This is a genomic window from Nakamurella leprariae (assembly GCF_016918035.1).
GTDB lineage: Bacteria > Actinomycetota > Actinomycetes > Mycobacteriales > Nakamurellaceae > Nakamurella > Nakamurella leprariae.
Window position 1 is genome coordinate 1 of the sequence record NZ_JAERWK010000011.1, and the last position, 12,631, is coordinate 12,631.

11 protein-coding genes are annotated in these 12,631 nt (G+C 69.3%); 7 read left to right on the forward strand and 4 right to left on the reverse strand.

Features of this window, described 5'->3' with window-relative positions; translation table 11 throughout:
* Positions 1 to 21 precede the first annotated feature (21 nt).
* From JL106_RS09450 to JL106_RS09460, 3 genes are read right to left on the reverse strand one after another with little or no spacing between them, the layout of a single operon-like run.
* A complete protein-coding gene (locus JL106_RS09450; RefSeq protein WP_205260516.1) occupies positions 22 to 672 on the reverse strand; it encodes a 3-oxoacid CoA-transferase subunit B in 651 nt (216 codons plus the stop codon).
* A gap of 32 nt (positions 673 to 704) precedes the next feature.
* The gene (locus JL106_RS09455; RefSeq protein ID WP_205260466.1) at positions 705 to 1,364 is read right to left on the reverse strand and encodes a 3-oxoacid CoA-transferase subunit A; all 660 of its coding nucleotides are present in this window, start codon (positions 1,362 to 1,364) and stop codon (positions 705 to 707) included.
* Positions 1,361 to 2,578 carry a thiolase family protein gene (locus tag JL106_RS09460; protein WP_205260467.1) on the reverse strand — a complete coding sequence of 406 codons (1,218 nt, stop codon included), beginning with the start codon at positions 2,576 to 2,578 and terminating at the stop codon, positions 1,361 to 1,363. The genes JL106_RS09455 and JL106_RS09460 overlap by 4 nt, the downstream gene beginning before the upstream one ends.
* A 1,003-nt stretch (positions 2,579 to 3,581) precedes the next feature.
* Between JL106_RS09460 and JL106_RS09465 the strand changes: the two genes are divergently transcribed.
* The 7 genes from JL106_RS09465 (at position 3,582) to tuf (ending at position 12,260) form a co-directional block, all read left to right on the forward strand.
* Entirely contained in the window at positions 3,582 to 5,123 is a 1,542-nt protein-coding gene (locus tag JL106_RS09465; RefSeq protein ID WP_205260468.1) for a pyruvate carboxylase subunit B, read from the forward strand.
* Positions 5,113 to 5,658, forward strand: a complete 546-nt coding sequence (accB, locus tag JL106_RS09470; protein ID WP_205260469.1) for an acetyl-CoA carboxylase biotin carboxyl carrier protein — start codon at positions 5,113 to 5,115, stop codon at positions 5,656 to 5,658. Before JL106_RS09465 ends, accB begins: the two co-directional genes overlap by 11 nt.
* On the forward strand, positions 5,651 to 7,012 hold the full coding sequence (gene accC / locus JL106_RS09475; protein WP_205260470.1) for an acetyl-CoA carboxylase biotin carboxylase subunit: 1,362 nt from the start codon (positions 5,651 to 5,653) through the stop codon (positions 7,010 to 7,012). The genes accB and accC overlap by 8 nt, the downstream gene beginning before the upstream one ends.
* Before the next feature lie 679 nt (positions 7,013 to 7,691).
* Positions 7,692 to 8,066: a 30S ribosomal protein S12 gene (gene rpsL, locus JL106_RS09480; protein WP_205260471.1), complete on the forward strand. Its 375-nt coding sequence runs from the start codon at positions 7,692 to 7,694 to the stop codon at positions 8,064 to 8,066.
* A gap of 1 nt (position 8,067) precedes the next feature.
* Entirely contained in the window at positions 8,068 to 8,538 is a 471-nt protein-coding gene (gene rpsG, locus JL106_RS09485) for a 30S ribosomal protein S7 (protein WP_205260472.1), read from the forward strand.
* 120 nt (positions 8,539 to 8,658) lie between these two features.
* Positions 8,659 to 10,755: an elongation factor G gene (fusA, locus tag JL106_RS09490; protein ID WP_205260473.1), complete on the forward strand. Its 2,097-nt coding sequence runs from the start codon at positions 8,659 to 8,661 to the stop codon at positions 10,753 to 10,755.
* A 311-nt stretch (positions 10,756 to 11,066) separates the two neighbouring features.
* Positions 11,067 to 12,260 (forward strand): elongation factor Tu, encoded by a 1,194-nt coding sequence (gene tuf, locus JL106_RS09495; RefSeq protein ID WP_205260474.1) that lies wholly within the window; start codon positions 11,067 to 11,069, stop codon positions 12,258 to 12,260.
* A 106-nt stretch (positions 12,261 to 12,366) separates the two neighbouring features.
* On the opposite strand, the gene JL106_RS09500 is transcribed toward tuf, so the two are convergent.
* Positions 12,367 to 12,531, reverse strand: coding sequence for a hypothetical protein (locus JL106_RS09500; protein ID WP_205260475.1), 165 nt, complete (start codon positions 12,529 to 12,531; stop codon positions 12,367 to 12,369).
* Positions 12,532 to 12,631 lie beyond the last annotated feature (100 nt).

The following is a 12,631-nucleotide window of genomic DNA, read 5'->3' on the forward strand; positions in this document are numbered from 1 at the left end:
CCCCACGGCCGGGGTGACTGGTCAGGTCGTCCGAGCAGGTGTCCCGGCCTCGATGCGGGCCACGAGCTCTGCCGCCGTGCTGCCGAACGTCTCCCGGATCCGGGCGCCGTCCGGACCGAGGTCGAACACGGCGTGGTCGGTGTAGACGCGGTGCACGCACCCGATGCCGGTGAGCGGATAGGTGCACTGGGGCACCAGCTTCGGGGTGCCGTCCTTGGCGAACAGGGTCATCACGACGAACACCTGCTTGGCGCCGATGGCCAGGTCCATGGCGCCACCGACCGCCGGGATGGCGTCCGGAGCGCCGGTGTGCCAGTTGGCCAGGTCGCCGGTGGTCGAGACCTGGAAGGCGCCGAGCACGCAGACGTCGAGGTGGCCGCCGCGCATCATCGCGAACGAGTCAGCGTGGTGGAAGTACGCGGCGCCGGGCAGCTCGGTGACCGGGATCTTGCCGGCGTTGGTCAGGTCCGGGTCGATCTGGTCTCCGACGGCGGCGGGACCCATGTTCAGCATGCCGTTCTCGGTGTGCAGCACGACGCCGGCGGTCGGGTCCAGGTGCTCGGCGACCAGCGTCGGCTGCCCGATGCCCAGGTTGACGTACGCGCCGGCCGGGATGTCCCGGGCGATGAGCGCGGCCAGCTCGTTCTTGTCCAACGGATGGTCGGCCGTCATGGGGGCCCCGGCCGGATCGATCTGCTGTGCGGTCACACCGCCACCACCTTGTCGACGTAGATAGCCGGAGTCACGACGGTCTCCGGGTCCAGCTGGCCGGTCTCGACGATCTCGTTGACCTGCGCGACGACGGTGGTCGCGGCGGTGGCCATCACCGGTCCGAAGTTCCGAGCCGTCTTGCGGTAGACCAGGTTCCCCATGCGATCGGCCCGGTGCGCGCCGATCAACGCGAGGTCGCCGCGCAGCGGCAGCTCCAGGACGTACTGCCGGCCGTCGATCTCACGGGTCTCCTTGCCCTCGGTCAGCAGCGTGCCGACGCCGGTCGGGGACCAGAACCCGCCGATGCCGGCGCCGGCGGTCCGCATCCGCTCCGCGAGCGTTCCCTGCGGCACCACTTCGAGCTCGATCTTCCCGGCCCGGTACAGCCCGTCGAACACCCAGGAGTCGCTCTGCCGTGGGAACGAGCAGACGACCTTGCGCACCCGCCCGGCGGCCAGCAGCGCGGCCAGCCCGGTGTCGCCGTTCCCGGCGTTGTTCGACACGATCGTCAGGTCGGTGGCGCCCTGCCTGATCAGGGCGTCGATCAGGGGGACGGGCATGCCCGCCATCCCGAATCCACCGATCAGGACGGTCGACCCGTCTTCGGTCCCGGCCACGGCCTCGTCGGTGTCACGGCAGATCACGGCGGTCATGCAGCGGCTCCTCGGTCAGCGTGCGTGAGATTCTCCAGAACCACGGCCAGGCCCTGCCCGACCCCGATGCAGATGGCGGCCACGCCCCACCGCTCGCCCGACTGCTGCAGCCGCTTGGCCAGGGTTCCCAGGATCCGGCCGCCGGAGGCGCCCAGCGGGTGACCGATGGCGACCGCGCCGCCCTTGGCGTTGACCAGGTCCGCGTCGGCCAGGCCCTGCTCGACCCAGGCGTCGATGCACGCCAGCGACTGCACCGCGAACGCCTCGTTCAACTCGACCGCGCCGACGTCCGACCAGGAGATGCCGGCCCGGGCCAGCGCCCGCTCGGCCGCGGCGATCGGGGCGATGCCGAACTTCGGCGGCTCGTTCGCCGCGGCGCCGCGACCGGCGATGCGCGCCAGCGGGTCTCGCCCCAGGGTGGCGGCGGCCTGCCCGCTGCCCAGCAGCACGGCGGAGGCCCCGTCGTTCAGCGGCGAGGCGTTGCCGGCGGTGATGGTGCCGTCGGGCCGGAACGACGGCTTCAGCTTGGCCAGGGCCTCGATCGTGCTCCCGGCCCGGATGCTCTCGTCGCGGGCCAGGTCCACGCCGGGCACCGGGACGACCAGGTCGTCGTAGAACCCGTCGGCCCAGGCGGCGTCGGCGCGCTGGTGCGAGGCGACCGCGAACGCGTCCTGCCGCTCCCGGGAGATGCCGGTGGCGTCGGCCAGCTGCTCGTTGCACTCACCCAGCGACGCCGTCCACGCCTTCGGCATGGCCGGGTTGACCAGCCGCCAGCCCAGCGTCGTCGACGCGGCGGTGACGTCACCGGCCGGGAAGGCCCGGGACGGCTTGGGCAGCACCCAGGGCGCCCGGGTCATCGACTCGACGCCGCCGGCGACGATGACGTCGGCGTCGCCGGTCTCGATCGCCCGGGAGCCCTGCATGACCGCGTCGAGCGACGAGCCGCACAGCCGATTGACCGTGGTCGCCGGGATGCTCACCGGCAGGCCGGCCAGCAGCACGGCCATCCGGCCGACGTTGCGGTTGTCCTCGCCGGCCTGATTGGCGCAGCCGAAGAACACCTCGTCGATGCGCTCGCGGTCCAGTCCGGGCGCGGTGTCCAGCACGGCGCTCAACGCCACCGTGGCCAGGTCGTCCGGCCGGACCTCGGCCAGCGCACCTCCGAAGCGGCCGAACGGGGTCCGTACGGCGGAATACAGGAAGGAGTCCGTCACGGGACCGACGGTAGGCCCGTCCACCCATACACGGAATGACCAATGTTCGCACCAATCAAGAGGTCACACGTCTCAATCTGGGTCCGGTCCAGGGGGAAGGCGACGTCTCCGCGTCTGCCTGGCCGTCGCGGTCCGGGTGCCGCGCATCGACGCGTCCGTCCGTGCCGTCCTCTCACGACGCCCACTGGCGCACGACCGCTCATCCGGGCCGAGCGAACGGCCGCGGAGCTGGTACCGGATCCATGGAGTCGCGACGGCTGCGTGATGCTCGTCCCACGAGGGCCGCGCCGACGGCCGCGACCAGCGGTCGCCGCGCGCCCGGGCCACCGCTGTCACCAGGCCCGACGCGCTCGGACGGCCCGTGCCGTCCGACGGGAGTCGGGTCGCCGTGGACGACCGCCCATCGGAGTCTCAGGCCCGAGTCCACCGCGCCGATCCCTTACCCTGGTGTCCACGAGCGAACTAACGAAGATTCGTATGTCGGGTGATCGCTGCGAACTGCCGAGGATGTCGGACCGGTCTCGTGCGTTACAGTCGTCGCTGCGTCAGGTGAACTAACGACGGTTCGCATGATCGGGCGATCGGCGCACCGGCGCCCGGGTCCTCAGCTGCAGGACAGCGGCTTGCGACTGCTCAATGTGGAGGCTGGCGTGACGGTGGTGACACTCCCGTCGGCGGTGACGTCCGACGCGGGCGGCGCACGCCGCGCCGTCGCGGTCGTGCCCTGGGTCGTGCCGTGGGACGCCCTCCGGTCCGCCGACATGACCGGCGCGACCGGTCCGATCCACTTCCACGTCGTGGCCACGGGGGCGACCGGACATCGATCCCTGATCGCCCCGAGCCGGTCCTCCGCCTCACCGGGACCGGCCGCCGAACCGGTGCGCCCGCGCACCGAGCTCACCCGAGGGGGGCCTCGAGACCGAGGTCCCGCTGTCGCTACGCTCCGCCGTGGCCGGGGCGACGACGCCACCGAGCCGAATCACTGGGATGGGAGCCCTACCCGATGACCTCCAGCACCACACCGTCCATCGCGGCCCTGATGAGTCTCGGTGGGCGTCCGGCCAACAGCCGCCGAGAGATCAAGATCATCGACACCACGTTGCGGGACGGGCACCAGAGTCTGTGGGCGACCCGGATGCGCACCGACCACATCGTCTCGATGATCGGGGACTTCGATCAGGTCGGGTTCGAACAGGTCGACCTGGTCGCGCCGATCCAGTTCGACGTGGCGGTGCGGTACCTCAAGGAGGATCCGTGGGAGCGGGTGCGACTGGCGCACCAGCACGCCCCGAACAGCAAGCTGCGGGCGTTGATCCGTTCCCGGAACATCGCCTCGTTCGACTTCCTGCCCGACGACGTCATCATGGCGTGGGTGGAGCAGTTGTACGCCAACGGGTTCCGCGTCATCGGGTCGTTCGACGGGTTGAACGACGTCGACAACATCGCCCCCGGCCTGCGGCGGGCCAAGGAGCTCGGCGCCTCGACCTTCGGGGCGGTGTCGTTCTGCGAGAGCCCGGTCCACACCGACGAGCTGTTCGTGGCCAAGGCGATCGAGCTCATCGAGAAGGCCGACGTCGACGCGATCATGCTCAAGGACGCCGGCGGACTGCTGACGCCGGACCGGGTGCGCACCCTGGTCCCGGCGTTGAAGGCGGTCATCGGGGATCGGCCGCTGGAGGTGCACACCCACTCGCTGACCGGGTTGGCGCCGTTGGTGTGCCTGGAAGCGGTGGAACTGGGTGCGGACGCGCTGCACCTGTCGATCGCCCCGCTGGCCACCGGGAACGCCCAGCCCTCGGTGCAGAACGTGGTGCGGGACCTGCGGGCGCTCGGCTACGTGGTGAACGTCGACGACGCCCGGATCGAGTCGATCAGCCAGCAGATCGCGGCGATCGCGGAGGCCGAGGGCAAGCCGCTGGGCGTGCCGGTCGAGTACAACGGTCTGCACTACATGCACCAGACGCCCGGCGGGATGCTGTCCAACTTCCGGTCGCAGCTGGCCACCGCGGGACTGTCGGACCGGTTCGACGAGCTGCTGCTCGAAGTCGCGCGCGTCCGGGAGGAGCTGGCCTTCCCGATCATGATCACCCCGTTCGCCCAGTTCGTGGGCACGCAGGCGGTCATGAACGTGATGTCCGGTGAGCGGTACGCCGTGGTCCCCAACGAGATCAAGAAGTACGTCCTGGGCTACTACGGCGCCCTGCTGGCCGACATCGAGCCGGGGCTGCGCGAGAAGATCATCGCCAACGGTGCGTCCGACATCCCGCTGGAGCCCGCGCCCATTCCGCCGATGCTGCCCGGACTGCGTGAGCGGCACCCGGAGGAGAGCATCGACCTGCTGCTGCTGCGGGCGATGTTCGCCGGCTCGCAGGTGGACGAGATGAAGCGGACCGTCGCCGCCGGCGGCAATCCCGACGAGATCCCCCGCCCCGTGCTGGGTCTCGTGAAGGCTCTCTATGACATGAGCTCCACCGGCCGGCACTCGCTGACCGCCGGAGACCTGACCATCAGCATCGAACGAGGAGACGGAAACCATGCCGCTTGATCCGCCGGACATCCGGGAGCTCAAGGCGATCGTCGACTGGGTGAACCTGGCCCAGGACGTCCGTGAACTGTCCATCAAGATCGGCGACGTCGAGCTGTTCGTCTCGCGCGACGGTCACCGCAACGGCGCCGCCGCCCCGGCTGCGGCCGCCCCGGCCCCCGCCGCGGCTCCGGCCGCTGCGGCGACTCCGGCGCCCGCTGCGGCTCCGGCGCCTGCTGCAGCGCCCGCCCAGATCTCGGTCGTGGACCGGGTCGAGAGCGAGGTGTTCGAGGCGGACATGCTGGCCGCCAACGAGGTGCTGGTCACCGCGCCGATGATCGGGACGTTCTACTCCTCGCCGAAGCCCGGTGACCCGGCGTTCGTCTCGGTGGGTGACACCGTCACGGCCAGCACCGTGGTCGGGATCGTCGAGGTCATGAAGCTCATGAACAACCTCGAGGCCAAGGTGGAGGGCACGGTGGCCCGGATCCTGGTCGAGAACGAGGCGGCCGTGGAGTTCGGGCAGCCCCTGATGGTGATCACTCGCCATGGCTGAACCGCTGCGCAGCGTCCTGATCGCGAACCGTGGCGAGATCGCGCTGCGGATCGTGCGGGCCTGCCGGGAGCTGGGCATCCGGAGCGTCCTGGCCTACTCCGAGGCCGACAAGGACTCTCTGCCGGTCCAGCTGGCCGATCAGGCCGTCTGCATCGGCCCCGCCCCGGTCAAGTCCAGCTACCGCAACGCGGTCGCCATCATCAGCGCCGCGCAGGCCTACAAGGTGGACGCGATCCACCCCGGGTACGGCTTCCTGTCCGAGAACGCGGACTTCGCCAAGTTGTGCGAAGAGCAGGGTGTCGGTTTCGTCGGCCCCTCGTCCGACATCATCCGTCGGATGGGCGACAAGATCGAGGCCAAGATCATCGCCCGTCGCGCCGGCGTTCCCACCGTTCCCGGTTCGGTGGGCGCGATCGCCGAGTACGAGGAGGCCCGCGCGGTTGCCGCCGACGTCGGCTTCCCGCTGCTCATCAAGGCGGCGGCCGGCGGCGGCGGCCGCGGTATGCGGGTGGTGCCCACTGCGGACACCCTCGAGAAGGACCTGGCCGAGATCATGTCCGAGGCCGAGGTCGCCTTCGGTGACCCGTCGGTGTACATCGAGCGGTACCTCACCGACATCCGACACGTCGAGATCCAGGTCATCTCCGACGGCACCACCGTGCTGTCGGTGGGGGAGCGGGACTGCACCGCCCAGCGCCGCAACCAGAAGCTGGTCGAGGAGTCGCCCTCGCCGGCGCTGGACGACACCCTGCGCAAGGGACTGTCCGAGGCCGCTGTCGCGCTGTGCCGGGAGGTCGGCTACACCAACGCCGGCACGGTGGAGTTCGTGTTCGACAACGTCGAGCGCACCTACTACTTCATCGAGATGAACACCCGCATCCAGGTGGAGCACCCGGTGTCCGAGATGGTGTCGGGCATCGATCTGATCAAGCTCCAGCTCCAGATCGCCGGTGGGCAGCCGCTGACCATCACCCAGGACGATGTCGTCCTGACCGGTCACGCGATCGAATGCCGGATCAACGCCGAGGACCCGGACCGCGGGTTCGCTCCCGGCCCCGGCCGCATCAGCGCGTTCCGCGCTCCGGGCGGCCCGGGTGTCCGGATGGACACCCACATCCAGGCCGGGTACTCCATCCCCCCGTTCTACGACTCCATGATCGGCAAGCTGATCTGCTGGGGCGCCGACCGGGACGAAGCGATCGCGCGGGCGCTGGGCGCCCTCGGTGAACTGGTCGTTGACGGTGTCACCACCACCGCCGCGTTCCACCAGCGCATCCTGTCCAGCGACGGGTTCCGCAGCGGGGAGTTCAACACCGCGTTCGTCGCTGAACTGCTGGACGGCCGCGCCACCTGAGCGCGGCGGCAACCCGACCCGCCCCGATCGCACTCGTTGAGCGCGATCGGGGCGTTCGGCGTTCCGTGGCCCGGAGGTCGGCCACGGCCGCATCGGCGAGTCGGCGGTGAGACGGACGGTGAGCGGCCGCCAGGACGACGTCCGTGCCCGGCCCAGCCCGTTCCCAGTCCGAGGTCTGGTCCGACCCGTCGTCGAGGCGAGTAGACTGGTCGCCGGAAGGACCCAGTGTGCAGGCGGGTGCCGTCAACTCCGGTTGGGCGCCCTGCCGGTCGGTTCGGATCTCCGAGCCGGCCATTGCCATCCGGTGATCCGATCGAGTTTGCCCGGGGTCGGTGGCCGCGGGTAGTCTTCTCGGTTGGCCCACTTGACTGGGTCGACGACGCATGCCTGCAGCTCGGGTGGCGTCGTCCGGATCGGATGGGCGCCGCAGCGGCCCCGGGGGATCGCGAGCACCGGCCGTATCGGTGTCCAGCGGCTCGGGTGCGGTGGGGGCGGCCGGGAGGTCCGGCGGTGTGGTCCTGCGGGGCCGCCACCGTTCCACCGGCTCCGTCCACCGGGCCGGTCCGCACGAGCGGGCCGACCGGCAGCGCCGCCCGTACGACCCGATCAACGACGTCCGACCCGGTCGATCGCCCTCGACGCCGACCACGTACCTGAACAGGAAGAAGTCGCCCGCGCCATGCCCACGATTCAGCAGTTGGTCCGCAAGGGCCGCACCGACAAGGTCGGCAAGACCAAGACGCCGGCCCTCAAGGGAAGTCCTCAGCGTCGGGGCGTGTGCACCCGCGTGTACACCACCACCCCGAAGAAGCCGAACTCCGCGCTGCGCAAGGTCGCCCGCGTCCGGCTGACCAGCTCGGTCGAGGTCACCGCCTACATCCCCGGCGAGGGTCACAACCTGCAGGAGCACTCGATCGTGCTCGTCCGCGGCGGTCGTGTGAAGGACCTGCCCGGCGTGCGCTACAAGATCATCCGCGGCTCGCTGGACACCCAGGGTGTCAAGAACCGCAAGCAGGCCCGCAGCCGGTACGGCGCGAAGAAGGAGAAGAGCTGACATGCCCCGCAAGGGTCCTGCACCGAAGCGGCCGTTGATGGCCGACCCGGTCTACAACTCGCCGCTGGTCACCCAGCTGGTCAACAAGGTCCTGCTGGACGGCAAGCGCTCCATCGCGCAGTCCATCGTCTACGGCGCCCTCGAGGGCTGCCGGGAGAAGACCGGGACCGATCCGGTCGTCACCCTCAAGCGCGCGCTGGACAACGTCCGCCCGTCGCTGGAGGTGCGCAGCCGCCGCGTCGGTGGCGCCACCTACCAGGTGCCGGTCGAGGTGCGCACCGCACGGCAGACCACGCTGGCCCTGCGCTGGCTGGTCGGCTACTCCAAGGCCCGCCGCGAGAAGACCATGACCGAGCGGCTGATGAACGAGCTGCTGGATGCGTCCAACGGTCTCGGCGCCTCGGTGAAGCGTCGCGAGGACACGCACAAGATGGCCGAGTCGAACAAGGCGTTCGCGCACTACCGCTGGTGAGTGCGGGGCCGGCCCCGGTGACCCCGGCGGCCGGCCTCGACAGCGCCATTCCCGATCGGGCCGGGTGTCGTGCCCGAGCCGATCACACATCGCTGCTTCTCCAAGAGGAAGACACCACACGTGGCATCCATCGCCCTCGACAAGGTCCGCAACATCGGGATCATGGCGCACATCGACGCGGGCAAGACCACCACGACCGAGCGCATCCTGTTCTACACCGGCATCACCTACAAGATCGGCGAGGTCCACGACGGGGCCGCGACGATGGACTGGATGGAGCAGGAGCAGGAGCGGGGGATCACCATCACCTCCGCCGCGACGACGACGTCGTGGAAGGGTCACAAGATCAACATCATCGACACCCCCGGGCACGTCGACTTCACCGTCGAGGTGGAGCGGTCGCTGCGGGTGCTCGATGGCGCGGTCGCGGTCTACGACGGTGTGGCCGGCGTGGAGCCGCAGACCGAGCAGGTCTGGCGGCAGGCCGAGAAGTACCACGTGCCCCGGATGTGCTTCGTCAACAAGCTCGACCGGACCGGCGCGAACTTCTTCCGCTGCGTCGACATGATGATCGAGCGGCTCGGCGCCACCCCGCTAGTGCTGCAGATCCCGATCGGCGCCGAGGCCGACTTCATCGGCGTCGTCGACCTGCTGCAGATGCGCGCGCTGACCTGGCGTGGTGAGACGCAGAAGGGCGAGGACTACGCGGTCGAGGAAATTCCGGCCGAGCTCGCCGAGTCCGCCGCCGAGTGGCGCGAGAAGCTCATGGAGACGCTGGCCGACGCCGACGACGAGGTCATGGAGGCCTACCTCGGTGGCGAGGAGCTGTCCTTGGACCAGCTCAACGCCGCGATCCGCCGGGCCACCATCGCCGGCAAGGTCAACCCGGTCGTCACCGGCTCCGCGTTCAAGAACAAGGGCGTGCAGCCCATGCTCGACGCGGTGGTCAACTACCTGCCCTCGCCGCTGGACATCGGCGCGGTGCAGGGCACGCTGCAGGACGGGCAGACCCCGGCCGAGCGCGAGCCCGACCCGAACCAGCCGTTCTCCGGGCTGGCCTTCAAGGTCGCGACCGACCCGCACCTGGGCAAGCTGACCTTCGTGCGCGTCTACTCCGGCACCTTGCAGTCCGGCACCCAGGTCGTGAACGCGACCAAGGACCGCAAGGAGCGGATCGGCAAGATCTACCAGATGCACGCCAACAAGCGGGAAGAGCTGCAGAACGTCTCCGCCGGCGACATCTGTGCCGTCATGGGCCTGAAGCAGACCACCACCGGTGAGACGCTGGCCGACCCGGCGAACCCGATCGTGCTGGAGTCGATGAGCTTCCCGGAGCCCGTCATCTCCGTGGCCATCGAGCCGAAGACCAAGAGCGACCAGGAGAAGCTGGGCACCGCCATCCAGAAGCTGGCCGAGGAGGATCCGACCTTCAAGGTGCAGAACGACGAGGAGACCGGTCAGACGGTCATCTCGGGCATGGGCGAGCTGCACCTGGACATCCTGGTCGACCGCATGCGGCGTGAGTTCAACGTCGAAGCCAACATCGGCAAGCCGCAGGTGGCGTACCGCGAGACCATCCGCGGCACGGTGGAGAAGTACAACTACACCCACAAGAAGCAGACCGGTGGGTCCGGGCAGTTCGCCAAGATCCAGATCACGGTCGAGCCGCTGGACATGACCGCGTCCGAGGGTGCCACCTACGAGTTCGTGAACGCCGTCACCGGCGGTCGCATCCCGAAGGAGTACATCCCCTCGGTCGACGCCGGTGCGCAGGACTCCCTGCAGTACGGCGTCCTGGCCGGCTACCCGATGCTGGGCGTCAAGCTGACCCTGGTCGACGGCGCCTACCACGAGGTCGACTCTTCCGAGATGGCGTTCAAGATCGCCGGTTCCATCGCCATGAAGGAAGCCGCCCGGATGGCCAAGCCGGTGCTGCTCGAGCCGATGATGGCCGTCGAGGTCGTCACCCCCGAGGACAACATGGGTGACGTCATCGGTGACCTGAACTCCCGCCGCGGTCAGATCCAGGGCATGTCCGAGCGGGCCGGTGCCCGGGTCGTGACCGCGCTGGTGCCGCTGTCGGAGATGTTCGGCTACGTGGGCGACCTGCGGTCCAAGACCGCCGGCCGCGCGTCGTACTCGATGGTGTTCGACAGCTACGCCGAGGTGCCGACCAACGTGGCCAAGGAAGTCATCGCCAAGGCCACGGGCGAGTGAGCACCGCAGGGAGCGCCAGCGAGTGAGGAGCGGAGCTCGCCGGTGGCCTTGGCAAGAGAACACTGCGAAGGCCACCGGCGCGCCAGCGCCGGATCCGCGCGCCGACTGCACAACTGAATCCGAGTGGTGACGGGGTGCAACCGTGCGCCCCGTACCCTCATCCAAGTCGTGACGTGTGTGGGCGACCGCGCGCGTACCGGGTCCGGTACCGACCATCGGTGCCGGTCCAGATCCACCGATCCGACGCCCTGACGACCTCATCACCACCGCAGTCGCATGGCGCAATTCAGATCCCTGAGGAGGGACACGCAGTGGCGAAGGCGAAGTTCGACCGGAGCAAGCCGCACGTCAACATCGGCACCATCGGTCACGTCGACCATGGCAAGACGACGCTGACCGCGGCGATCACCAAGGTGCTGGCCGACAAGTACCCGAACCTGAACCAGGCGTCGGCGTTCGACCAGATCGACAAGGCGCCGGAAGAGCGTCAGCGCGGCATCACCATCAACATCGCGCACGTCGAGTACCAGACCGAGAAGCGTCACTACGCCCACGTGGACGCTCCGGGTCACGCCGACTACATCAAGAACATGATCACCGGTGCCGCGCAGATGGACGGCGCGATCCTGGTGGTCGCCGCCACCGACGGCCCGATGCCGCAGACCAAGGAGCACGTGCTCCTGGCCCGCCAGGTCGGCGTCCCCTACATCCTGGTCGCCCTGAACAAGGCCGACATGGTGGACGACGAGGAGATCCTGGAGCTGGTCGAGCTCGAGGTCCGCGAGCTGCTGAGCTCGCAGGACTTCCCGGGCGACGACGCGCCGGTCATCCGGACCTCCGGCCTGAAGGCCCTCGAGGGTGACCCGGAGTGGGTCAAGACCGTCGAGGAGCTCATGGACGCGGTCGACGAGTCCATCCCGGACCCGGAGCGCGACACCGACAAGCCGTTCCTGATGCCGATCGAGGACGTCTTCACGATCACCGGCCGTGGCACCGTGGTGACCGGCAAGATCGAGCGTGGCGTGCTCAACGTCAACGAGACGGTCGAGATCGTCGGCATCAAGCCGAAGTCGTTCCAGACCACCGTCACCGGCATCGAGATGTTCCGCAAGCTGCTGGACAACGCGCAGGCCGGTGACAACGCGGGTCTGCTGCTGCGTGGCACCAAGCGTGACGAGGTCGAGCGCGGCCAGGTCGTGGTGAAGCCGGGTTCGATCACCCCGCACACCGAGTTCGAGGCCCAGGTCTACATCCTGGGCAAGGACGAGGGTGGCCGTCACACCCCGTTCTTCAACAACTACCGGCCGCAGTTCTTCTTCCGCACCACCGACGTGACCGGTGTCGTCGGCCTGCCCGAGGGCACCGAGATGGTCATGCCGGGCGACACCACCGAGATGACCGTTCAGCTGATCCAGCCGATCGCCATCGAGGAGGGCCTGCGCTTCGCCATTCGCGAGGGTGGCCGCACCGTGGGTGCCGGTTCCGTCACCAAGATCATCAAGTGAGCTGACGCGGGGGCATGCCCCCGCGCCCGCGCACGCGGCGAACGGCCCCGTCCTGCTGATGCAGGGCGGGGCCGTTCGGCGTTCCGGGGGAGCGGTGGTGCCGTGGTCACCGCTCCAGCACGAACCGCAGCGCGCCCCAGGCGATGATCGTGGTGAGGGTCGTCCAGACCACGATGGCGATGCCCTGCCACAGCAGCACCCAGCGCTCGCTGACCCCGCTCGCGACCAGGATGGCCTGCAGGTTGGTGACGAGCTGGTCCAGCCAGTCCATGACGACGCTCCTTCGGTTCGGATCGCATGAGGTGCGCGCCGTTCCCGGGCGTGCGGGGACGCCGCACGACCCGGCCGGACGCAATCCGGGGTGGGGATGA

Coding starts and splice junctions, on each gene's coding strand:
- accC (WP_205260470.1), top strand. CDS start 5,651: ATGGCTGAACCGCTGCGCAGCGTCCTGATCGCGAACCGTGGCGAGATC.
- rpsL (WP_205260471.1), top strand. CDS start 7,692: ATGCCCACGATTCAGCAGTTGGTCCGCAAGGGCCGCACCGACAAGGTC.
- JL106_RS09455 (WP_205260466.1), bottom strand. CDS start 1,364: ATGACCGCCGTGATCTGCCGTGACACCGACGAGGCCGTGGCCGGGACC.
- JL106_RS09465 (WP_205260468.1), top strand. CDS start 3,582: ATGACCTCCAGCACCACACCGTCCATCGCGGCCCTGATGAGTCTCGGT.
- rpsG (WP_205260472.1), top strand. CDS start 8,068: ATGCCCCGCAAGGGTCCTGCACCGAAGCGGCCGTTGATGGCCGACCCG.
- accB (WP_205260469.1), top strand. CDS start 5,113: ATGCCGCTTGATCCGCCGGACATCCGGGAGCTCAAGGCGATCGTCGAC.
- JL106_RS09500 (WP_205260475.1), bottom strand. CDS start 12,531: ATGGACTGGCTGGACCAGCTCGTCACCAACCTGCAGGCCATCCTGGTC.
- JL106_RS09450 (WP_205260516.1), bottom strand. CDS start 672: ATGACGGCCGACCATCCGTTGGACAAGAACGAGCTGGCCGCGCTCATC.